This is a genomic window from Hongsoonwoonella zoysiae, assembly GCF_013266695.1.
GTDB classification, from domain to species: Bacteria; Pseudomonadota; Alphaproteobacteria; order Rhizobiales; family Stappiaceae; genus Hongsoonwoonella; species Hongsoonwoonella zoysiae.
Genome location: NZ_JABRXF010000002.1, coordinates 669938 through 691260 on the forward strand (window position 1 = coordinate 669938; position 21323 = coordinate 691260).

21 protein-coding genes are annotated in these 21323 nt (G+C 60.5%); 2 read left to right on the forward strand and 19 right to left on the reverse strand.

Going from position 1 to position 21323, the window contains the following annotated elements:
• Positions 1-2: 2 nt before the first annotated feature.
• The 5 genes from HPQ64_RS14280 to yajC form a co-directional block, all read right to left on the reverse strand.
• Entirely contained in the window at positions 3-866 is an 864-nt protein-coding gene (locus tag HPQ64_RS14280) for a phytoene/squalene synthase family protein (protein ID WP_172889177.1), read from the reverse strand.
• Positions 867-893: 27 nt separating this feature from the next.
• Positions 894-1292, reverse strand: coding sequence for an Mth938-like domain-containing protein (locus tag HPQ64_RS14285; protein ID WP_172889179.1), 399 nt, complete (start codon positions 1290-1292; stop codon positions 894-896).
• A gap of 22 nt (positions 1293-1314) precedes the next feature.
• Entirely contained in the window at positions 1315-2271 is a 957-nt protein-coding gene (gene secF / locus HPQ64_RS20445) for a protein translocase subunit SecF (RefSeq protein ID WP_172889181.1), read from the reverse strand.
• Between the two features lie 10 nt (positions 2272-2281).
• The gene (gene secD, locus HPQ64_RS20450) at positions 2282-3892 is read right to left on the reverse strand and encodes a protein translocase subunit SecD (protein WP_172889183.1); all 1611 of its coding nucleotides are present in this window, start codon (positions 3890-3892) and stop codon (positions 2282-2284) included.
• A 67-nt stretch (positions 3893-3959) separates the two neighbouring features.
• On the reverse strand, positions 3960-4295 hold the full coding sequence (gene yajC, locus HPQ64_RS14300; RefSeq protein WP_160774776.1) for a preprotein translocase subunit YajC: 336 nt from the start codon (positions 4293-4295) through the stop codon (positions 3960-3962).
• 239 nt (positions 4296-4534) lie between these two features.
• Between yajC and HPQ64_RS14305 the strand changes: the two genes are divergently transcribed.
• Positions 4535-5422 (forward strand): ATP-binding protein, encoded by an 888-nt coding sequence (locus HPQ64_RS14305; protein WP_172889185.1) that lies wholly within the window; start codon positions 4535-4537, stop codon positions 5420-5422.
• A 33-nt stretch (positions 5423-5455) separates the two neighbouring features.
• Here the strand turns inward: HPQ64_RS14305 and HPQ64_RS14310 are convergent, their stop codons facing one another.
• The 14 genes from HPQ64_RS14310 to HPQ64_RS14375 form a co-directional block, all read right to left on the reverse strand.
• The gene (locus tag HPQ64_RS14310; RefSeq protein WP_172889187.1) at positions 5456-6775 is read right to left on the reverse strand and encodes a peptidoglycan DD-metalloendopeptidase family protein; all 1320 of its coding nucleotides are present in this window, start codon (positions 6773-6775) and stop codon (positions 5456-5458) included.
• 282 nt (positions 6776-7057) lie between these two features.
• Positions 7058-7738 (reverse strand): protein-L-isoaspartate(D-aspartate) O-methyltransferase, encoded by a 681-nt coding sequence (locus HPQ64_RS14315; RefSeq protein ID WP_172889189.1) that lies wholly within the window; start codon positions 7736-7738, stop codon positions 7058-7060.
• 23 nt (positions 7739-7761) lie between these two features.
• Positions 7762-8520 carry a 5'/3'-nucleotidase SurE gene (surE, locus tag HPQ64_RS14320; RefSeq protein WP_172889191.1) on the reverse strand — a complete coding sequence of 253 codons (759 nt, stop codon included), beginning with the start codon at positions 8518-8520 and terminating at the stop codon, positions 7762-7764.
• A gap of 5 nt (positions 8521-8525) precedes the next feature.
• Positions 8526-9800 carry a serine--tRNA ligase gene (gene serS, locus HPQ64_RS14325; RefSeq protein ID WP_172889193.1) on the reverse strand — a complete coding sequence of 425 codons (1275 nt, stop codon included), beginning with the start codon at positions 9798-9800 and terminating at the stop codon, positions 8526-8528.
• A 95-nt stretch (positions 9801-9895) separates the two neighbouring features.
• Positions 9896-10687 (reverse strand): twin-arginine translocase subunit TatC, encoded by a 792-nt coding sequence (tatC, locus tag HPQ64_RS14330; protein ID WP_172889194.1) that lies wholly within the window; start codon positions 10685-10687, stop codon positions 9896-9898.
• The gene (gene tatB / locus HPQ64_RS14335; protein WP_172889195.1) at positions 10684-11154 is read right to left on the reverse strand and encodes a Sec-independent protein translocase protein TatB; all 471 of its coding nucleotides are present in this window, start codon (positions 11152-11154) and stop codon (positions 10684-10686) included. The genes tatC and tatB overlap by 4 nt, the downstream gene beginning before the upstream one ends.
• A gap of 38 nt (positions 11155-11192) precedes the next feature.
• Positions 11193-11429 carry a twin-arginine translocase TatA/TatE family subunit gene (locus HPQ64_RS14340; RefSeq protein WP_172889196.1) on the reverse strand — a complete coding sequence of 79 codons (237 nt, stop codon included), beginning with the start codon at positions 11427-11429 and terminating at the stop codon, positions 11193-11195.
• Between the two features lie 233 nt (positions 11430-11662).
• Positions 11663-12781, reverse strand: a complete 1119-nt coding sequence (locus HPQ64_RS14345; protein WP_210260322.1) for an ABC transporter ATP-binding protein — start codon at positions 12779-12781, stop codon at positions 11663-11665.
• Positions 12782-12783: 2 nt separating this feature from the next.
• A complete protein-coding gene (gene scpB, locus HPQ64_RS14350; protein WP_246270752.1) occupies positions 12784-13413 on the reverse strand; it encodes an SMC-Scp complex subunit ScpB in 630 nt (209 codons plus the stop codon).
• An 82-nt stretch (positions 13414-13495) separates the two neighbouring features.
• Positions 13496-14380: a segregation and condensation protein A gene (locus tag HPQ64_RS14355; RefSeq protein WP_172889198.1), complete on the reverse strand. Its 885-nt coding sequence runs from the start codon at positions 14378-14380 to the stop codon at positions 13496-13498.
• A gap of 43 nt (positions 14381-14423) precedes the next feature.
• Positions 14424-15434, reverse strand: a complete 1011-nt coding sequence (gene nagZ, locus HPQ64_RS14360; protein WP_172889199.1) for a beta-N-acetylhexosaminidase — start codon at positions 15432-15434, stop codon at positions 14424-14426.
• Between the two features lie 65 nt (positions 15435-15499).
• Entirely contained in the window at positions 15500-17626 is a 2127-nt protein-coding gene (locus tag HPQ64_RS14365; RefSeq protein WP_172889200.1) for an SPOR domain-containing protein, read from the reverse strand.
• 104 nt (positions 17627-17730) lie between these two features.
• Complete coding sequence (gene argS / locus HPQ64_RS14370) at positions 17731-19497, reverse strand: arginine--tRNA ligase (RefSeq protein ID WP_172889202.1); 1767 nt, start codon at positions 19495-19497, stop codon at positions 17731-17733.
• Between the two features lie 93 nt (positions 19498-19590).
• Complete coding sequence (locus tag HPQ64_RS14375; protein WP_172889204.1) at positions 19591-20808, reverse strand: deoxyguanosinetriphosphate triphosphohydrolase; 1218 nt, start codon at positions 20806-20808, stop codon at positions 19591-19593.
• 166 nt (positions 20809-20974) lie between these two features.
• Between HPQ64_RS14375 and erpA the strand changes: the two genes are divergently transcribed.
• A complete protein-coding gene (erpA, locus tag HPQ64_RS14380; protein WP_172889205.1) occupies positions 20975-21319 on the forward strand; it encodes an iron-sulfur cluster insertion protein ErpA in 345 nt (114 codons plus the stop codon).
• Positions 21320-21323: the final 4 nt, after the last annotated feature.

The window sequence follows — 21323 nt, forward strand, 5'->3', positions numbered from 1 at the left end:
CTTCAGGCGCTGTGCCGGGAACTCTTGCAAGCCTGCTTCCACGCGCGCCACAGCATCCACTGCCGCCTCAAGGGTGAAAGCTCGACGAAGTCGCGCAAGGGATCGTAGTTTTTTTTCCTCATGCGCTCCAGATGAGGCTCCACAAGGCAGACCGGCAGGAAAGCGGGAATGACCTTCTGGCCGACACAGCCGATCAGGCTGCGGGTGCGAAGCAGATGATCTGTCGCGTAAAGGCGCAGTTCCTCAACCGCGGCTTTCAACTGAGGCGTTGTCTTGCCCTGAAAAACGGTCTCCGGCTCAACACCATGGCGCCTGAGCACATCGGCAGGCAGGAACATCTGCCGGCGAGCGGCATGAAGGGGAAGCGCGCGCAAGAGCCCGGTGACCGCATAGGCAATGCCCGCATGGCCCGCAACCTCACCCGTGCCCGGATCCTCGCCATTCGTCAGCACTATCGACGCAAGCTGTATGAGCGCGGATGACGTTTCGCCGGTGTAGCCTTCAAGATCGTTCAGGCTAGGCATCGGATCGTCATAAAGATCGAAGGTGCGCGCCTCAATCAGGTTCAACAGCGGGGCGGCCGGCAGATTGAAACGATCCATCGCCCAGCGAAGCTCCGCCAGGACGGGGTGACTTTCGACATCGCCATGCCCCTCGCCCTCCAGCGCGTCACGCCACCACTGCAGGCGGATTTCGCCGGGAAGCGGGTCGGACACGATCTCGCGCACTCGCGAGACCTCAGTGTTGAAGGCAAAAAGCGCGAATAGGCCGCGCCGCATTTCATCGCCCGCGAACAGCGAAGCGAGATAGCGATCCCGGTCGCTCTCGCGAACGAACGACTGGCAATGGTCGGCGGCACTCTTCATTGTAGGAGAATTAGAACGCCGCACGGATCAGTCCACGGCGAGAAGTGCCGCTGCCACGGCCCTGTCTTCGGAGAGCAACACATTATAGGTTCTGACAGCCGCCCCGGTGGCCATGGCATCGGCCCGAATGGCGCGGGCGCGAAACTCTTCCCTCAGCCAGGGCGGGATGCGGCGAATGTCAGGCCCGGTGCCGATCAGAAGCACTTCTATTTCGCCAGCCTCCTCGAATACCCGCTCGAAAGCTTCCACCGTCAGTTCCTCGACAGCCGCCGGAGTCCAACCGTAGATCCCGCTAGGCACGCTAAGGATGGAACCGCGATGCGACATCTTCGCGAAGCGGAAACCGCCGTTGCCATAGGCATCAACAGGTGCTCGACCTGGAAAATGCGCATCGCGAATGACGATGCCTTGTCCTCTTTGAGCCATTGCGGAACCTTCCAGCGCCTTGTTACGCCGGCGCGGCCGCGCTGTCGTCCTTCTCCGCATCCTCCTTGCCGGCCTTGGCCTGACCGCCGCCCGGGCGCAGGTTCAGGAAGATCAGCATGGGTGCGGCGAGGAAGATCGACGAATATGTACCGATCACGATGCCGAAGATCATCGCCAGCGTGAACGTGCGGATGACTTCGCCGCCGAAGATATATAGGGCGATCAGCGCCAAAAGCGTGGTGACCGAGGTCATCACCGTGCGCGACAGCATCTCGTTGATCGACCTGTCCAGAAGCTCTGGCAGCGCCATCTTCTTGTATCGGCGCAGGTTTTCGCGAATACGGTCGTAAACTACGACGGTATCGTTCAGCGAATAACCGATGATCGTCAGAATCGCCGCGATACTCGACAGCGAGAATTCAAGCTGCAGGACGACGAAGAGGCCCACCGTGACGATGATGTCATTGATCGTCGTGACGATGGCGCCAACGGCGAACTGCCACTCGAACCGGAACCAAATGTAAAAGAGGATCACCACGAGCGCCGAGATCACGGCAATGGTGCCCGCCTGCGCAAGCTCACCCGAAACGCGCGGGCCAACCACCTCGATCCGGCGGAACTCCACCCTATCCTCAAAACTGCTGCGAACCTTGGCAACGGCTGCCTGCTGAGCGGTCTCACCGCCCTCCTGCTGCTGGATACGAACAAGGACTTCGTCAGGCCCGCCAAAGCTCTGAACCTGAATGTCTCCAAGGTCCAGCGCTCCGAGGTCGGCCCGGATCCGCGCTATATCCGCCGGGCTTTCATTGGTCTTCATCTCGATGACCGTACCGCCCTTGAAGTCGATACCGAAATTCAGTCCGACAGCGAAGAACAGGACGATCGAGGCGACCGCCACGATCGCCGACAGCGGGAAGCTGTACCGCCGCAGCCACATGAAGCGGTAATGGGTATTTTCGGGAACCAGTTTCAGAAGCATGACTTGTTCCTCAAATCGGCAGATGGCTCGGCCGGCGCCAGCGCACCCATAGCGCGACAAGCATGCGCGAGAAGGTGAATGCCGAGAAGACCGTGGTGAAAATGCCGATGGCAAGTGTAACGGCAAAGCCGCGGATCGGACCGGAACCGAGTTGGAACAGGATAACGGCGGCGATCAGCGTCGTGATATTGGCGTCAAGGATTGTACCGAGCGCACGGGAATAACCGGCATCAATCGCGCTTATCGCCGATCTGCCGGCTCTCGATTCCTCTCGAATACGCTCGAAGATGAGCACATTGGCGTCCACCGCCATGCCGATCGTCAGCACGATGCCGGCAATACCCGGTAGAGTGAGCGTGGCCTGAAGGAAGGTCAGCGCGCCGAATATCAGCAGGATATTCGCCGTCAAAGCGATATCGGCCATGACGCCGAAGCGGCCATAGGCCAACACCATGAAGATGACGACAGCGGCCGCACCGATCAGCGATGCAAGACGACCGGCATCGATCGAATCCTGACCGAGGCCTGGGCCGATCGAGCGCTCTTCGACGACGGTGAGCTTGGCCGGCAATGCGCCGGCACGCAGGAGCACGGCGAGATCGTTCGCAGATTCGACGTCGAAATTGCCCGAAATCTGGCCCGAGCCACCGGTGATGGGCTCACGTATGACCGGTGCCGAGATCACCTCGTCATCGAGCACAATCGCGAAAGGCCGCCCGACATTCTGCTGGGTCACGATGGCGAACTTGCGCGCACCCGACGTGTTGAAGCGGAAATTCACGACAGGCTCGTTGGTACGCTGATCGAAGGAGACCTGCGCATCGACGAGATCCTCACCCGACAGGAGCGGCGCTTCTTCCAGAAGGTAGGGGATCGGCGGCTCGTCGATGGAATCCATGACGATGGTGCCTGCCGGGGGGCGCGTCTGCAGCGCCTGCTCCGCGGACATGGACACGTCCACCATGTGGAAGGTCAGCTGCGCAGTCTGGCCGACAAGCGCCTTCAAACGCTGGGGATCGTTCTCACCCGGCGCCTCTACGAGAATACGATCCTCACCCTGACGCTGGATGTTCGGCTCGGTCGTGCCAAGCTCGTCAACACGGCGGCGAATAACCTCGATCGACTGCTGGACAATGGATCGCACGCGCTGCGAAAGGCCTTCCTCCGTGAAGGTGAAGCGGGCGAGCCCATCCTCCGAGACGTTCAACTCGAATTCGTTGACCTGCTGCCCGCCGAAAAGCGATGACACCAGCGGATTTGCGAGACCGGAGAGACGTTCGCGCGCTTCGTCTATGCGCTCAACATCGCGGATACGCACCTGCACGCCCTGCCCTTGCACACCCAGGCCCGTATAGCCGATGCGCGGTTCCTCACGCAGTGTCTGACGAATATCGCCCACAAGCGTCTTCAAGCGCTTCTGGATGTAATCCTGCTTGTCCACCTCATAAAGCAGATAGGCGCCGCCTTGCAGGTCCAGCCCAAGCACGATCTGGCGCTTCGGCAGCCAATCCGGCATTTGCCTCAAACTTTCGGTGGAAAAGAAGTTCGGCAGCGTGGAGACGAGACCGGCGAGGACTACGAGGACGACCAGCGCGATCTTCCAACGTGCAAAATAAAGCATGACAGGGAACCCGTTCGATTGCCGGACAGAGGCGTTTCAGCTCAATCCGGCGTCAGTTGGCCGTCGCTCAGCCGTTTTCCTTCACAGGTTCCGACTTGGAGCGCACTTCCTGAATCATGCTGCGCACCGCGCGGACCTTGACGCCTTCGCCCAGTTCCAGCTGAACCTCGCCGTCATCAATGACCTTGGAGACCTTGCCGATAAGCCCGCCGGTCGTCACGACCGTGTCGCCGCGCCGAAGGTTCGACACCATTTCCTGATGCTGCTTCATCCTCTGCCGCTGCGGGCGAATGATCAGGAAATACATGATCACGAAGATGAGGATAAAGGGCAGGATCGAGATCAGGAAATCCGCGCCGCCCGCCGCAGGAGCGCCTTGCGCGAACGCAGGAGTAATCAGCATGAACATCTCCTCGGGAAACTGTGGTGATCCAGTCGGCAGAGCATTTCAGTCCGACCTGGAATTCCACAAGACCGTACATTGATCAATGGTGCGCGGACTATAGCGACCATGCCCGCTAATGCAAGGCACGCCGTACCCCATCCGCACGACCACTTTGGCGTTTGGCACCGTCGTGATAATGGAGCCTGAATTAACGACAGCCTGCAGGCGACGCAACAACAATCACCGGGAACGCGAAGATGCCGCAAGACACCGATGCAAGCCAGATCGCCACGAAACTGGACCGCCTGATCGGTTTGATCGAACGCGCCGTGCCGCCGGAACCGGCGAGTCCCGATTTCGAGGCGGCGGACGCCTTCGTCTGGCACCTTCATCCCGAACGTCTCGAAGGTGTGGCAAAGGTCAACCGCGTCGATATCGGACTGTTGCACGGCATCGACCGGATGCGCGACCAACTCGTTGAGAACACGGAACGATTCGCGAAGGGCTATGCTGCAAACAACGTGCTTTTGTGGGGTGCGCGCGGGATGGGAAAATCATCCCTCGTGAAAGCCTCGCACGCGACAGTGAACGCGACCCTGGAAAAGGACGGCTCGGACCACCGCCTGAAGCTTATCGAAATCCACCGCGAAGACATCGAAAGCCTGCCCCGGCTGATGGCGTATCTGAAGGAGAGCCGGCACCGCTTCATCGTCTTTTGCGACGACCTGAGCTTCGACGGCGGCGACACCTCCTACAAGTCCCTCAAGGCGGTGCTGGAAGGCGGAATCGAGGGACGCCCGGCAAACGTACTCTTCTACGCGACATCAAACCGCCGCCACCTGATGCCGCGCGACATGATCGAGAACGAACGGTCGACTGCCATCAACCCGAGCGAGGCCGTGGAAGAGAAGGTCTCGCTATCGGACCGCTTCGGGCTTTGGCTCGGCTTTCACAACTGCAGCCAGGACGATTTCCTGACGATGATCGAAGGGTATGTCGATCATTATGGTCTGGACATCGGGCGTGAAGCGCTCAGGGCCGAGGCTATCGAATGGGCGCAGACACGGGGAAGCCGGTCAGGGCGTGTCGCTTTCCAATACATACAGGATCTCGCCGGGCGCCTTGGAAAGACGCTCGGCGAATAGGGGCAAGAAATATCGGGGGTTCACGCGTGGCGATCAGGAGTTCGCCATATAGCGCATCGGATCGACGGGCTTGTTGCCCTTGCGAAGCTCGAAATGAACCTGCGGCTGGCTGACAGAGCCGGTCGCGCCGGCATATCCGATGGTGTCGCCCCGGCGAACGTTGTCGCCGCGCGATACCGACAGTTTGCTGTTGTGGGCATAGGCCGATACCCAGCCGTCGCTATGGCGCACCAGAATAAGGTTGCCGTAGCCCTTCAACTCGTTGCCGGAGTAGATGACCACCCCGTCATCGGCGGCCTTGACCTCGGTTCCCTCCGGTACGGCGAGATTGATACCGTCGTTTCGCGTTCCGCCCGGCTTCGAACCGAATTCCGAAATGATGCGCCCCCGCACCGGCCAGCGGAAGCGGCCTTCATTGGGATCGCGCGCAGCGTTTGCGACCGCGGCAACCTCCACCTTTTCGGGCTTTTCATCGCTCTTCGGCTCAATGCGCTTCGTGCTGACGGAACGCAAGGGTTCGGAAGGCGCGACTTCCTGTTTAACCGCCCTGTTCGCCGCGGATGCGGAAGTAACGCGAGACCCCGCCGGCTTGCGGCTTGGCGTCCCGATGGAGGCGTCCGTCACTGTCGCCGCGGGCGCGGCAGCGACGCGCACGGTTTCGGGCTTCGGTTCCGGTCTGGGGAGAGTATCGTTCAGGCGCGCCTCGGATTTCGGCACGGAACCCGTCACGCTGGGCTCCCCGTTCGCCGAGGGCAGGCGCACAGGGGCAAAATTCGACGCGGCTTCGCGTCCGGAAGCGCTATAGGTCGGAATTACGATCGATTGACCGGCCTTGAGAGACGTTGCCGAGTCCAGCCCGTTTACATCCGCCAGCACATTCTGCGGGACACCATAGCGCCGAGACATGGAATAAAGCGTATCACCGTTCCTGACGGTGACCTGGGTGCCGCCCGCAGTCGACCAGCCGCGCGACGTACGCGGAATCCGCGCATTGGTACCGGCCAGATTATTGTCCGAGGAAACCGGCTTCAACGTCGGTGAAAGCCTCGAGGTTTTGGAAATCGAACCAGTAGTAATCGACGGGGAAGACCCGCTTGCGGGCGGCAGCGCCGCCGTTTCGACCTTGCCGCGCTTGACGGTCGACGCCGTCGGCCCGGCAGCGATATCTTCGAAACTCGGCTGCTCGAATTCCTGATTCAGGATCTTCTTCTGATTCCCGGTACTGCCGGTGTAAATTGGCCCCTCGAACCGGTCGACATGGGAGCTGCACCCCGCTGCCATCGCCGCCAGGACGACCGCAACCGCGGTGCGCGACAGATAGTGGGCTTGCCGTCTGGTGATTTGCGTAATCATGGCGCTACTCGGACTCAAGACACCGGAGGAATGTTCTTCACAAGTAAATCGCGGTAACGTTGATAAAGGCTTAAAAGCCGCGAAAAACGACCGAATGAGCGGCGATTTGCTCTGGCGCTACGTCTTTTCCGCAGGGAAATTCCCTTAAAGGAAATTTCCCGTTTCGTTGTTCATTTCAAGCACTTGCAGCCGAGTAGACGCGGGCGTGGCCGTTTCGCCAAATGAACATCCGCAGACGGTAACCATTTATAGCTGGCAGCAGCGCACCGGCAGGGAGATTGGTTAAAGGCTGCTCGCCGCACCGGGGAGAAGAGGCACGAAGCGAACGGCGCCAAGATTACGCTCCACAAGGCCGTTCGGCGTCTTTTCGTAAAGGACAAGCTCCTGAATGCCGCCGGAGGGGCCGACCGGGACAACCAGTTTTCCGCCGTCCTCAAGCTGTTCCATCAACGCTTGCGGAACCTTGTCGGCCGCTGCCGTCACGATGATGCGATCGAACGGCGCATGTTCGGCCAGACCCAACATGCCGTCACCAAAATGCACGGTGACATTTGGCAGCTTCAGCGCCGAAAGCCGGTCACGCGCGAGATCGGCAAGCGTGCGGTAACGCTCTACCGAATGCACCTCGTCGGCGAGATGGCCCAGCACCGCGGCCTGAAAGCCGGAACCGGTGCCTATCTCCAGAACGCGGTGCTCCGGCTTTACGTCGAGCGCCTCCGTCATCATACCGACGACAGTGGGTTGGGAGATCGTCTGCCCGCATTCGATCGGCAGGGCCGTATTGTCGTAGGCGTGCTTCTGCAAGTTGGCGGTGAGGAAGAAACGACGCGGGACACGCTCTATCGCCGACAGGACCCGCCTGTCGCGAATACCTTGTTTCCTGAGTTCCAGGGCAAGTCCAGCCCTCGCTTCCGCCTCCTGAGGCGTTGGCTCCGGGCTTTCATGGTCGAAATCGTCGTTCAAGTGCACGCCCCCCTACCCAACGCTTATTTTAGCGCGGTGACGAGCGTATCCCTAAGCGATTCGGCCGTCAGGTCGAGTTTCATGGGCGTGATCGAGATATAGCCCGCGCGAAGAGCGCCGAGGTCGGTATGTTCCGCCGGCGTTTCCTCCTCGCCCTTGAAGGCCAGCCAGTAATAAGGCACGCCCCGCCCGTCAACGCGCGCATCCACATAGAGCGCACCGACCTCCCGCTTTCCCTGCCGCGTGACGTCGATGCCGGCAACCTCTTCGGCGGGAACAGCTGGAAAATTCACGTTGAGCAGCGTATCGCCCGGCAGTTCGATATCGAGAAGCCTACGGATGAGGCCCGGCGCATGTGTCGTCGCCGTCCTGAAATCGGGCTTTTGTCCCTCCTTCCAGGAATAGGCCTGCGACAGCGCAATGGAACGAACACCCATCAGGATGCCTTCCATCGCACCTGCGATGGTGCCGGAATAAGTGACGTCGTCGGCAACGTTCTGACCGCGATTGACACCGGAAAGGACAAGATCGGGCGGGCCGTCCATCAATTCCCGCACACCCATGATGACGCAGTCGGTCGGCGTGCCACGTACGGCGAACCGGCGCTCGTCGATCTTCCTTACCCGCAAGGGATCATGCAACGTCAGAGAATGAGCGGTTCCGCTCTGATCGGTCTCGGGTGCCACACACCAGACATCGTCGGACAGCTCTCCCGCAATTGCGCGCAGCGCCTCGAAACCTTCCGCGTTGATGCCGTCGTCGTTCGTGAGAAGAATACGCATGAGCCTCAGCCGATCCGTTCCAATCCGCCCATATAGGGCCTGAGCAAGTCCGGAACCGTGACGGATCCGTCTTCGTTCTGGTAATTCTCAAGAACGGCGATAAGCGCACGCCCGACTGCAACGCCGGAACCGTTCAGCGTATGGACGAAACGAACGCCCTTTTCGCCAGCCGGGCGATAACGAGCGTTCATGCGCCGCGCCTGAAAATCCCCGCAAACGGAGCAACTGGAAATCTCGCGGTAGGCACCCTGCCCCGGCAGCCAGACCTCAAGATCGTAGGTCTTGCGCGCGCCGAACCCCATGTCGCCCGCACAAAGCGTGACGACACGATAATGAAGGCCGAGCTTCTTTAGAACGGTTTCAGCGGATTCGCGCATGCGCTCCAGTTCGTCGAGCGACTCCTCCGGCCGGGTTATCGACACGAGCTCGCACTTCTGGAACTGATGCTGACGCAGCATGCCGCGCACGTCACGCCCGGCGGACCCTGCCTCGGACCGGAAACAATAGGTAAGCGCCGTCACCCGCATGGGAAGCGCGCCTTCGTCCATAATCTCGCCATTGACGATATTGGTGAGCGGCACTTCGGCGGTGGGGATCAGCCAGCGATCGTCGGTTGTGCGGAACTGGTCTTCAGCGAACTTGGGCAACTGCCCGGTCCCGTAAAGAATTTCATCACGCACCAGCAGCGGCGGCGAAACTTCCGTATAGCCGTGCGCACCCGTGTGTAGGTCGATCATGAACTGGCCGAGCGCCCGTTCAAGCCGCGCAACCTGGCCCTTGAGCATGACGAAACGCGATCCGGCGAGCTTTGCCGCCGTCTCGAAATCCATCCCGCCCAAGCTTTCGCCAAGCTCGAAATGCTCCTTGGGCTCAAACGCGAAAGACGGCTTTTCGCCGACGACATGCAATTCCACATTATCGGCTTCATCGACACCGTCCGGAATATCGTCGAGCGGCAGGTTCGGAATCGTGGAAAGCGCTTCGTTGAGGGCGGCGCCGAGCTTTCGCTCCTCCTCCTCGCCCTCCTGAACGAAGGATTTCAGTTTGGCGACTTCGTCAATAAGCTCCTGCGCGCGCGCCTCATCGCCCGACCCCTTGGCTTTGCCGATCTCCTTAGATGCGGCGTTGCGGCGCTCCTGCGCCTCCTGCAGTTTTGCAACATGGGCGCGGCGCGTTTCGTCGAGTGCAATCAGGCGCGCGGACTGAGGTTCCACACCACGCCGCGCCATCGCGACGTCGAAGGTCTCAGGGTTCTCGCGGATCCACTTGATGTCGTGCATGAAAAACCCCGGCTGACAGTGTCACGGCTGCCAAGCAAACCGCGATACAGAACGCCGGCAAGCTGAAGGGGCCAGGTCATGAACCTGAAGCGATCTCAGTCGCTATCCGCCTCTTCCGCTTCCCGCTCTTCGCGCTTCTTCTCGACGAGCCGGACGGAAAGAATGGAGACTTCGTAGAGAAGCAACGTCGGTAGCGCAAGACCGATCTGGCTGATGGGATCGGGCGGTGTAAGCACAGCCGCGGCGACGAAGGCGATCACGACCGCGTATTTGCGCTTCTGCTTCAATCCGTCAGCCGTCACGAGGCCGACGCGGCCAAGAAGCGTCAACAGAACAGGAAGCTGAAACACGAGGCCGAAGGCGAATATCAGGATCATGATAAGTCCCAGATATTCGCTGACGCGCGGAAGAAGGTGAATGCTTGCCTTGCCGGCGTCTCCCGCCTGCTCCATCGACAAAAAGAAGCCCATGGCAAGCGGCATGACGAGGAAATAGACGAGTGCGGCGCCGATCAGAAAAAGAATCGGCGTTGCGACCAGGAACGGCAGGAACGCGCCGCGCTCATGTTTGTAGAGCCCGGGCGCGACGAACATGTAAATTTGCGAGGCGATCACCGGAAAGGCGAGGAACAACGCACCGAAAAGCGCCAGCTTCAACTGCGTGAAGAAATATTCCTGCGGCGCCGTGTAGATTAGCTCGATCGAGCGTTCGGTGCCCGCCGCCTGCTCATACGGCACGATCAGGATGTTGAATATGTCGGTCGCTACGTAGAAGCAGGCGATGAAAGCAATGATGATTGCTATCACCGACTTCATGAGCCGCTGACGCAACTCGATCAGATGCTCGATGAGCGGCGCCTTGCTGGCGTCGATATCTTCCTGCGTCATGCCTTAGAGCCTTCAGCGGCCTTCTTCTCGTCAACGCCCCGATCCGCCCCGGCGGCGGCCCGACCGTCGACGGCCGCCTCACCCGCATCTGCAGGTTCCGCCGTGGTTTCCACTTTCTCAGGCGCCTCTTCCCGCTTGCCGCCAACCGAAGCCGACGCATCGCCTGGCGCCACCTTTTCGGCAGGCTTGGGCTTCTTCGGCTCGGTCTCGATCGACTTCTTAAGGTCCGACAGCGGATCGAAGTTGCCAGCCTTTTCGACCTGCTTCTTCATATCCGCGATGTCGGCCTGTTGTTCCGCCTCGCGCAAGGCCTCGTTGAAGGTCGACTGGAATTCGCCGGCCATGCGCCGAAGCTTGCCCACCGTCTGCCCGAAGGTGCGCAGCATTTTCGGCAGGTCTTTTGGACCCACGACGATTATCGCGATCATCGCGATCACGAGAAGTTCCGTCCAGCCGATATCGAACATGAGCCGCCGCCACCCTCAGCCAACCGCGCCGCAAGGCGTCAGCTGGCCTTGGACTTGTCCTTGGATTGCTGAGCGGATGCGCTCTCGGCCGGATTGTGATCGATCGTCTTCGGATCGACTTTCTCGGCTTCCGCGGTATCGTCCTCGTTGAGCCCCTTCTTGAAGCTCTTGATGCCCTTAGCGACGTCGCCCATCAGCTCTGAAATCTTGCCGCGGCCGAAAAGCAGAACGATGATCACCGCGATGATCAGGATCTGCCAAAAGCTGATACCCATACGTCAAACTCCTTGTCGTCGACCGGCTTCCCTCCAGATCATCTTGTCCGGAGCTTCAAGAAGCCGACCCTTATTCACGCAGCCGCAGGCTGGTTCAATCCGCAAAACGGGTCCATTTCGCGGGACCATGCCCAGGACCGGCTCTGCGACCGGCGCGGCACTATTGCAGGAAAGACGAAGCTTTCGCAACCAATCGATTGGGAAGTTGCACCGCTCATTCGCCCACCTGTCATTCAACTTTCGTCGCGCTTGAAGACCAGCACGTCCCTTTCGTCGGCTCGAACCCCGACATCCATGCCGACCGCAAAACGGCCACCGTCACGGACCCTGGCCTTTATTTCGTGCTCAAGGCCCTCCACCGCAAGGTCGATCAGGTCCACCTCGCCAACAAAACGCCGGCGCAAAACGCGTCCGGCCCGCCCTTCCCCCGGCTCCCCCAGCATTATTCCCTGCGGACGGAGGGACACATCGACGTTATCGCCCGGCTTCACACCAGGTGCGGCATAACGGCCGAACACGGTCTCGACGGCATCCGCTTCCGCCACGCCTTCAATCTCGTTGAGTTCCGAAAAGAATCGGGCGACGAATAGGTCCACGGGGTGATTGTAAAGCTCGTCCGCCGTACCAAGCTGCGTGATCGCGCCCTTTCGCATCAAGGCGATACGGTCGCCCATGCGCATGGCTTCCTCGGGGTCGTGCGTGACGAGGATACAGGTTGCGCGGGTTTCTCGCAGCACAGAGAGCGTTTCGTCGCGCACGCTGTCGCGGAGCCTTCGATCAAGTCCTGAAAACGGCTCATCCATTAAAAGAACGCCAGGGCGCGGGGCAATGGCCCTTGCAAGCGCCACGCGCTGCTGCTCGCCCCCGGAAAGGGCATGCGGATAATCTTCGGCATAGCCATGAAGACCAACGCGAGACAGCGCGGCAAGAGCCTCACGGCGGGCGTCCTCCGCCGAAAGCCCGCGCAGGCCGAACATCACGTTATCAATGATGGAAAGATGCGGAAACAGCGCATAGTCCTGAAACATGAGCCCGATGCCGCGCTTTTCCGGCGGCAGGAACCGGGAAGGACCGCCAACCTCCTGCTCGTTGATCAGAACGCGGCCGGCCGACTGCCGTTCGATACCCGCGGCGAGGCGCAGAAGCGTGGTCTTGCCGCAGCCGGAATGACCAAGAAGGCAAAGAACCTCGCCAGGCTCAATAGTGAGCGAAACGTCGCGCACGGAGGAAACGCCATCATAATCGTGGCTGACACGCTCAAATGCAAGCCGGGCGGCGATGGTCGCCGCGGCAGTGCCGCGCACGCCCCAGCGGCCCGCCGAATTCGCCGCGTTCCGGGGATTTATCGACATGGTCATCTGGGATCCGTCTCACCGTCTTCATCGTCGGCCGTATCGAAGAGCAGCGTCTGTTCGAGCGGATCTTCATCTTCCTGAAGATCGCTTGAATCATCGGGCATCGGCACCTGGAAATTGGCCGGAACCGCGCTGTCGAGAAGGCCTGCGCCTTTCAGTTCCTCAAGGCCTGGCAGGTCACCGATTGCGGCAATCGAGAAATGTTCCAGAAACGCTTCCGTCGTCCCATAAGTGACCGGTCGGCCCGGAGTACGCCGCCGACCCCGCATGCGTACCCATCCGGTCTCCATGAGGACGTCGAGCGTGCCCTTTGACGTCGACACGCCGCGAATTTCTTCAACTTCAGCGCGCGTGACCGGCTGGTGGTAGGCGATGATCGCCAGCGTTTCCAAGGCGGCCCTCGACAATCTGCGTTCTTCGATCTGTTCCCGGCGAAGAAGGTATGAAAGATCTTCGGCGGTGCGCAGCGCCCATTTGCCGGCAACGTTGACGACGTTTACACCGCGCGTCGCATACTGGCGCTGCAGTTCCGTGAGGAGCGCCCTTATGTCGTGATCTCCAGGCAGGCGTTTTTCAAGTTCCTCGACACCGAGCGGTTCGCCGGAAGCAAAGAGCAGTGCTTCCAGCATGCGAATGCCGGAATGGTCATCGCGCTGCCGTCCGCCAGCCGTTTTTCCCGTTTCCACGGATTGAGCGCCGGAGCCTTCCGCCTCATTCATCGCGATTTGTCTGTTCTCCATCACCGGGCGGGCCTTCGGCCTGCTGCGCGTTTTCTTCTCCCGAACGCTTACGCAGGTATAGCCGCTCGAAGGGACCGGACTGCCTTAGCTCGATTTCCCCCTCCCGGACAAGTTCCAAACTGGCCGAAAAAGAGCTGGCGAGCACTGTGGAGCGTTGCCCAGGGTCCGCGATATACCGCAAGAGATAGGAATCGATCGGCGTCCAGTCCAGCGTCTGGCCGATCAGGCGCACAAGCAAATCCCGGGCTTCCTGAAGCGACCAGACAGTGCGCCGGCGGACATGAACCGACGTTACCGACTGGCGCTGCCGTTGAGAGGCATAGGCCGATAAAAGATCGTAAAGCGAGGCCTTGTAGTGGCCGACACGCTCTATCGAGACCGTTTCCGGCATTCCGCGCGCGAAAACGTCCCGCCCGAGGCGATTGCGCGCAAGCAACCTGGCTGAGGCCTCCCGCATGGCTTCGAGGCGGCGAAGGCGGAACGCAAGCGCAGCCGCCAGTTCCTCGCCGGTCGGTTCGTCGTCGTTCCTTGTTTCAGGAATTAGAAGCCGCGACTTCAGATAGGCAAGCCAGGCGGCCATGACGAGATAGTCGGCGGCAAGCTCAAGCCTCAGCCGACGCGCTTCGGCGACAAACCGAAGGTATTGCTCGACAAGCGCCAGGATGGAGATGCGAGTGAGATCGACCTTCTGATTGCGCGACAAGGACAAGAGCAGATCTAGCGGGCCTTCGAAACCGTCCACATCAACCACAAAAGCCGGGTCATCCGTGGCGCGCTCCGCCCCGAGCGCTGAAGATCCGCCCGCGCCATCCAGAAAATCGTCCTGCACCGACGGCCCGTCACCCGAAGCGGGCATGAGCGGTCTCCTTCACGAACGGCTCGACACGCTTTTCTCGCGTTCAATCTCCGATCAACCGCTCGAACTCCTCGCGAAGAGCACCCCGGTCGACCGGCTCGGGAGCATGAATCCGGGCTTTCGCGGCATTCGCCCTCACCAGCGCCTTTCCGCGCAATTCAGGCGATGCCGCTGCGACATTCCGCATTTCCGCAAAATCGCCGTTGCAATGCAAGGCGAGATCGCACCCGGCAGCAAAGAGGCCTGTAACGCGCTCTCGCATATCGCCACCAAGAGCGCGCATGGAAACATCATCGCTCATCAGGCAGCCATCAAAGCCGATTTCGCCGCGAATGATCTCCGCAATCACCTTCGACGAATGCGTGGCGCAGTTTTGCGGGTCAAGCGCTCTGTAGACGATATGCGCCGTCATGGCGAGGGGCAAGTCGCTCAACCTGCGAAACGGCACGAAATCAACGTTGTAGAGATCCGTTTTCGCAGCGTCAACAACAGGCAGCTCATGGTGGCTATCCACCGTCGCCCGGCCATGTCCGGGAATATGCTTGAGAACAGGCAAAACACCCGCCGCTTCAAGACCGGACGCTATGGCCCTGCCAATCTCGGCGACCTGGTCCGGCGTATCGCCATAGGCGCGATCGCCGATCACATCATCGGTATCGGGGAAACGCACATCCACGATCGGCAGGCAGTCGACATTAATCCCGAGATCACGAAGGTCACCGCCGATCAGGCGGGCACCGAGCCAGGCCGCGCGCAGGCCCGCGTGCCTGTCGCGGGCGAATATCCGGCCATAAGTATCACCGGGCGGATAATCGGCGACCATTGGCGGGCGAAGACGGCGCACCCGCCCACCTTCCTGATCGATCAGAACCGGTGCGTCGATATCAGCCACACATTCGCGAAATTCTGCGACGATATCGCGGATCTGCTCAGGTTCGTGGCAATTCCGGGCGAAGAGAATTAAGCCCCAGGGCCGCTCGGCGGCGAAAAACGCGCGCTCATCGATCGACAGGCTTGTCGACGATGCACCACAGATGAATGCCTTTGCCATCAACTACCTGTCCGGACAGCGGCACGGAGCCGAAAGATGAGGTATTGCGGATCAGACGGACCGCGTTATCAGTTGCGCCGCACGAAGCAGTCCCCACCCGCAGCTTTCAGGTTCTCGCAAAGGCCGATCGCCTCATCGCGCGAGGAGGCAGGGATGCGCACACGATAGAACACGCCGCGATCCCCAAGGTCCGCACGCTGGATAACCGGCGTAACCGAACCGAGTACCGACGGGAAACGCCCCTGCAGGCCTTCAAACGCCTGCCGGGCCTGATCTTCGGTACGTTGTGAAGAAACCTGCACGATGTAAGCGCCCGCAGGGATACTCCCGCTTGAGGACGCCGCAGGCTGAGAGCGTTGCGGCTGCGTGGCGGCTGCCGAGGGCCGTGGCGGTGCGCCCGCCTGCTGCTGCGATGTAAGATCGAGCGGCCCGCCGTCGGACTGGTCAGCGGACGCCTGACCGCTGGTAGCAGCCGGCGCGGAGGCGACGACCGTGCGAGGGGCATCCGGCTTTGCGCGCGGCAGCACGGCCTCGCCCTGAACAGGGGCAGCTTCGGGGGCAGTTCGGTCAGCGGCTTCTTCCCGCGGTTGCTGCGGCGTAGCCCCAGGTGCGGCAGTGCTGGCGGGAGCGGCACTTTGTACGCCGGAAAGTCGTGCGAGATCAGGCGTGGATGCGGGCGGCGTTGTCGTATCTGGCAGGCCTGGCGCAGCCGTTTCGCCCAACGTGGACGGCAGTGCCGGCTCCGACAGGGCCGCCGTTTCAGCCGTATCTTCCACACCATCGCTGCCGGAAATGATCGTACCATCCGGGCGCACGATCACCGTGCGGACGCGCTTCGGCGCGACGGTGCGCGTGGTACCGTCCGTCGCGGCGGGCTCGGTCGTTTCAGGTGCCGGCGGTAGAGAGGCGACGGGCGTTTCATCGGGCAGGACAAGGCGTTCCTCACCGGTACTTTCGACGCCGCGCACGCGGTCATAGATCAGCTTGCTTTGCGTCTGCTCCTTCGGCTCTTCGGTAGCCGGGTATATCTTCAAATCACCTTCCTGAGCAGCTATTACCGGCGGCGGGCCGATATCGACGCCGGAGTCGCCGAAGTCGATGAGAGCAAACGCCGCACCGCCGACAACGGCAAGGCCGACTATTGCCACTGCGACCGCAAGCCCCCGGCGCTTGCCGCGCCCTTCAGGCGCCGCTCGCGTTTCCGCTTCCGGATGAGGAGGCAAGACGCCGTGACCGGTCAGGGCCGGGTCGCTCTCCTGCATCGCGCGCGCTACGGCATCAAGGTCATAACCACCTTCCGGCGGCTTTTCTTCCTCGTAATAATCTCCCTCTTGCCCGACATCCCGCTCATATCTTTCTTCCGCGGGCGCTCTCTCCCGGGCAACCTCATAATGCGGAGCTTGAGGTTCTACCGACGACGTAGCGGCGGCAGAAGGCGCGGACCGCGCTTCATCCACGAACAGATCATCGAAATCATCCTCTGCGGCTGAAGGCTCCCCCTCAGCGCCAGCCGGCTGTTCCGCAGAAGGTTCCTGCTCGAACCTTGCCCGACCGCCGATGCTGATGTCGAACGCGGAACGCAATTCATCCTCGAAACCTGCGGTCGCGTCGCCCTGAGGTGCCTGCTCAACAAGCTCCTCAGGCTCGTGGGCCTGGCCGTAACCATCGTCATAGGAAGCAGGAGCATTGTCGGGCTCTGCGCTATATCCCTCGTCAGGCTGAGTTACAGGTTCGCCATGTTGCGGCGCACTATAAGCGTGGTCCGCATATGGAGCCGGTTCGGTGTATTGCTGAACGGTTTGTTCTGCCTGATACGAATCCTCATAAGCCTCAGGCGCCCGTTCATATTCAGGCTCCTCATAAGCCGGTTCCTCAGCACCATAAGGCGAATATTCAGGCACCGTCCCTTGCCCGTCGTCCTCCTGGTAAAGCTCGCCTTCAGTCGCCGGCTCCTCATGGTGCGCTTCCTCGACAGAACCACGCAGCGGCTCGTCCGACCAATGTGACAGCTCATGCCGGGGCTGCGAAGGAACCGGGTCGAGAGATTGCGGCTCGGGCGCGGCATCCTGACGCCGCTGATAGCCGCCACTTCCTTCACTTACGATGCGGGCAAGCTCAACGAGCGGGTCCTCTTCGAACTCCGGAGCGCCATCACCCCGCGCATGCCGGTCAGCCGGACGATTGCTATCGGGCATCGGAAAATTCGAGCGACTGGACATGTCTTATCCGGTTTCTCCGCTTCGTTGCGTTCGTCACGGGCAAGACAGTTCCCGCAAATCGAACCGGACGCGCTATGCGGTTACCGCATCTCCTCGGGAGCGTCGACGCCAAGAATATCAAGTCCCGACGCAAGCACAAACGAGATAGCCTTAACCAATGCTAGGCGTGCCAGTGTCGTTTGTGGTTCTTTAGCGTTAATAAAGCGTAATTGCGGCAGATCCTTGCCTCTATTCCAGTGTGAATGCAGCGTACTAGCAAGATCATGCAGGTAAAACGCGATGCGGTGCGGCTCATGCGCCTCGGCCGCCGCTTCGACAACCCTTGGCCAGACGGCAAGGCGCGCGATCAGCTCCTTTTCACCCGAATCACTCAACAGAGCGAAATCCGCGCTCCGCAATGCGCCTTGCGAAAGATCCGCATCGCCCATCTCCTCGCGCGCCTGGCGCATGACCGAGCGGCACCGGGCATGTCCGTACTGAACATAGAAAACCGGATTGTCCTTGGACTGCTCCGTCACTTTCTGGAAATCGAAATCGAGCGGGGCGTCGTTCTTGCGGAACAACATCATGAAGCGTACGGGATCGCGCCCGACCTCCTCCACCACGTCCCGCAACGTGATGAAATCGCCCGAGCGCTTGGACATGCGCACCGGCTCGCCCGCACGGAATAGCTTCACAAGCTGGCAGAGGCGCACGATCACCTCCGCCTCGCCGCCGGAGACCGCTCGGCCGACGGCCTCAAGCCGCTTCACATAACCTCCATGATCCGCGCCGAGGATATAGATCATCTCCTTGAAGCCGCGCAGATACTTGGAGCGGAAATAAGCGACATCCGCCGCAAAATACGTATAGGAGCCGTCCGATTTCTTGAGCGGCCGGTCGATATCGTCACCATAGTCGGTCGCCCGGAAAAGCGTCTGCTCGCGGTCTTCCCAGTCTTCCGGCAATTGGCCTTTGGGCGGCGGCAGCTTCCCCTCATAGACGAGATCGCGTTCGCGGAGATCCTCCAGCATCTCGTCGATCTCCGACTTGCCGCCCCTTGAGCGATCATGCAGCGAGCGTTCGGAGAAAAACTCCTCGTGATGGACGTTCAGAAGCGCCAGGTCCTCGCGGATCAGCTCCATCATCGCCTCGATCGCGAATTCACGTATAAGGGGAAGCCATTCGCCTTCTTCCATCTCCAAAAGCGCATCGGCATGTTTTTCCGCAAGCGCCTTTCCTACCGGCACAAGGTAGTCTCCGGGATAAAAACCTTCCGGAATCGTCCCGATCTCCTGACCCAGCGCCTCGCGATAGCGCAGGAAGACAGAGCGGGCGAGCACATCGATCTGAACGCCGGCATCATTGATGTAATACTCACGCGTCACATCATAGCCGGCGAAAGCAAGCAGGTTCGCAAGCGCATCGCCCACGACCGCACCCCGGCAGTGGCCGACATGCATTGGCCCGGTCGGATTCGCCGAGACATATTCGACGTTAACCTTCTTGCCCTCGCCGAAGACGGATCGCCCGAAATTCTCAGCAGCATCGAGGACGGAACCGAGAATTTTCTGCCACACCGAGTCTGCTAGACGAAGATTGATAAAGCCCGGCCCCGCGACATCGGCAGAGACAATGTCGCCATCCTGAAGGAGAGCTTCTGCGATGCGACCCGCAAGCTCTCGCGGGTTCGTCTTTAACGGCTTGGCAAGCACCATCGCCGCGTTGGTCGCAAGATCACCGTGCGCAGGATCGCGTGGCGGCTCCACAACGATCCGCGACAGGTCTAATGGCGCTCGATCGCCGTTCAGTTCGAGGCTTTCGACGGAGTTACGCACGCGGGCGGAGAAATCGGCAAACAGGTTCATTGATGCACTCGGCGTGATACGCATTGGCGGCAATCGCCGACAGCGCGTCTTTTTCCATTTCGGGAATTTCAATCTCGGGAACTTTGCGGGGAACTAACCCAATTCAGGTGTATCGTCAAACAACCGGCGATGCTCATCGACGGCATAACGGTCCGTCATCCCGGCGATATAGTCACAAACGCGCCGGGCAATGCCCGCCCTATCCGCACCTTCCAGACCTTCATGCCATTCGTCGGGCATGGCGGCAGGCTCGGCCATGTAACGGTCGAACAAGTCCCGCACAACCTTCGAAACCCGCCTTCTGACGGCAAGAACCTCTTCATGGCGATAGACATGCGCGAACAGGAAGGCTTTCACCTCTTTTTCCGCAAGCTGCATGCCCGGAGAAAAGTCGACCATGGCTCCGGAGGCATTGCGAATGTCATTCGCGGACCGCGGATCAAGCTTGCCAAGGCGCAGAATTCCTTCCGAAATCACATCTTCTACCATCCGCGTAATGGAGCGGCGCACGATTTCATGGATTCTGCGCGGCAGCTCGAGGCCCGGATAACGGTCATCCACCTCCTCAAGAATGCTGGCGAGGAAGGGTACCTCTCGCATTTCCTCAACTTCGAAGAGGCCGGCGCGCAATCCGTCATCCAGATCATGCGCGTCATAGGCGATATCGTCGGCGATCGCTGCCGCCTGCGCTTCCGCGCTGGGCCAGGACCACAGCCAGAGATCGTATTCTTCGGCGAATTTGCGAACGGCGAAAGGCAATTCGGTACCGGCGAATTTGCAGAGAGGTTCACCCTCGCGCGTTATCAACGGCCCGTTGTGCTTGACGAGGCCCTCCAGCGTTTCCCATGAGAGGTTCAGGCCGTCGAAATCCGCATAGCGGCGCTCCAGCCTCGTCACGACGCGCAAGGATTGGGCGTTATGGTCGAACCCGCCGTAAGGCGCCATGCATTCATGCATGACATCCTCGCCTTCATGACCAAAAGGCGTATGGCCAAGGTCGTGTGCGAGTGCCAGGCATTCCGCCAGATCCTCATCGAGCCGCAAGGCGCGGGCCAGCGAACGCGCAATCTGCGAGACCTCGATCGTGTGCGTGAGGCGCGTGCGGTAATGATCGCCCTCGTGATAGACGAAAACCTGCGTTTTGTGTTTCAAACGGCGAAATGCTGCGGAATGAATGATCCGGTCTCGATCACGCTGAAAGGGCGTGCGCGTAGGGCTCTCCGACTCCGGATAAAGCCTGCCCCGGCTTTCATCCGGATTGACCGCATATGCCGCGCGCGGCTGCGCCCCGTATCCCAATGTGGCGACCATATCGGCTCCCGCTTGGATTCTGACCCCGATGAACTTCCAGCAAAGGAAAGCTTATTGACGGACACTTCGCCCGTTCATACCTATCTGATAAGCTTTCAAACAAGGGCGGAGCGATCATGACACGGATTTCCGGTCACGCCCGCTCAAAGAGCCGAGATATCAGATAATGACCGAAACGATCAGCACGCCTGTCGTCATAACGGAACGCGCCGCGCGCCGGATTGCCAAGATCCTGTCGAAGGAAGCTCCCGGCACGGTTCTGCGCGTCAGCGTGGAAGGTGGCGGCTGCTCCGGTTTTCAATATAAGTACGACCTTGTGAGCGAACGGGAAGCCGACGATCTCGTTCTTGAACGCGATGGCGCGACCGTGCTTATCGATCCGGTATCCATGCAATATATGGAAGGATCGGAGATCGATTTCGTCGACGATCTTATCGGGCAGGCATTCCAGATCAACAATCCGAATGCCACAGCAGGCTGCGGCTGCGGCACGAGCTTTTCGGTGTTCTGACGCG

Bases quoted from the DNA above. Each gene is read 5' to 3' on its own strand.
- HPQ64_RS14280 (WP_172889177.1), bottom strand. From the start codon at position 866: ATGAAGAGTGCCGCCGACCATTGCCAGTCGTTCGTTCGCGAGAGCGAC.
- HPQ64_RS14285 (WP_172889179.1), bottom strand. From the start codon at position 1,292: ATGGCTCAAAGAGGACAAGGCATCGTCATTCGCGATGCGCATTTTCCA.
- secF (WP_172889181.1), bottom strand. From the start codon at position 2,271: ATGCTTCTGAAACTGGTTCCCGAAAATACCCATTACCGCTTCATGTGG.
- secD (WP_172889183.1), bottom strand. From the start codon at position 3,892: ATGCTTTATTTTGCACGTTGGAAGATCGCGCTGGTCGTCCTCGTAGTC.
- yajC (WP_160774776.1), bottom strand. From the start codon at position 4,295: ATGCTGATTACTCCTGCGTTCGCGCAAGGCGCTCCTGCGGCGGGCGGC.
- HPQ64_RS14305 (WP_172889185.1), top strand. From the start codon at position 4,535: ATGCCGCAAGACACCGATGCAAGCCAGATCGCCACGAAACTGGACCGC.
- HPQ64_RS14310 (WP_172889187.1), bottom strand. From the start codon at position 6,775: ATGATTACGCAAATCACCAGACGGCAAGCCCACTATCTGTCGCGCACC.
- surE (WP_172889191.1), bottom strand. From the start codon at position 8,520: ATGCGTATTCTTCTCACGAACGACGACGGCATCAACGCGGAAGGTTTC.
- serS (WP_172889193.1), bottom strand. From the start codon at position 9,800: ATGCACGACATCAAGTGGATCCGCGAGAACCCTGAGACCTTCGACGTC.
- tatC (WP_172889194.1), bottom strand. From the start codon at position 10,687: ATGACGCAGGAAGATATCGACGCCAGCAAGGCGCCGCTCATCGAGCAT.
- tatB (WP_172889195.1), bottom strand. From the start codon at position 11,154: ATGTTCGATATCGGCTGGACGGAACTTCTCGTGATCGCGATGATCGCG.
- HPQ64_RS14340 (WP_172889196.1), bottom strand. From the start codon at position 11,429: ATGGGTATCAGCTTTTGGCAGATCCTGATCATCGCGGTGATCATCGTT.
- HPQ64_RS14345 (WP_210260322.1), bottom strand. From the start codon at position 12,781: ATGTCGATAAATCCCCGGAACGCGGCGAATTCGGCGGGCCGCTGGGGC.
- scpB (WP_246270752.1), bottom strand. From the start codon at position 13,413: ATGCTGGAAGCACTGCTCTTTGCTTCCGGCGAACCGCTCGGTGTCGAG.
- HPQ64_RS14355 (WP_172889198.1), bottom strand. From the start codon at position 14,380: ATGCCCGCTTCGGGTGACGGGCCGTCGGTGCAGGACGATTTTCTGGAT.
- HPQ64_RS14365 (WP_172889200.1), bottom strand. From the start codon at position 17,626: ATGCCCGATAGCAATCGTCCGGCTGACCGGCATGCGCGGGGTGATGGC.
- argS (WP_172889202.1), bottom strand. From the start codon at position 19,497: ATGAACCTGTTTGCCGATTTCTCCGCCCGCGTGCGTAACTCCGTCGAA.
- HPQ64_RS14375 (WP_172889204.1), bottom strand. From the start codon at position 20,808: ATGGTCGCCACATTGGGATACGGGGCGCAGCCGCGCGCGGCATATGCG.
- erpA (WP_172889205.1), top strand. From the start codon at position 20,975: ATGACCGAAACGATCAGCACGCCTGTCGTCATAACGGAACGCGCCGCG.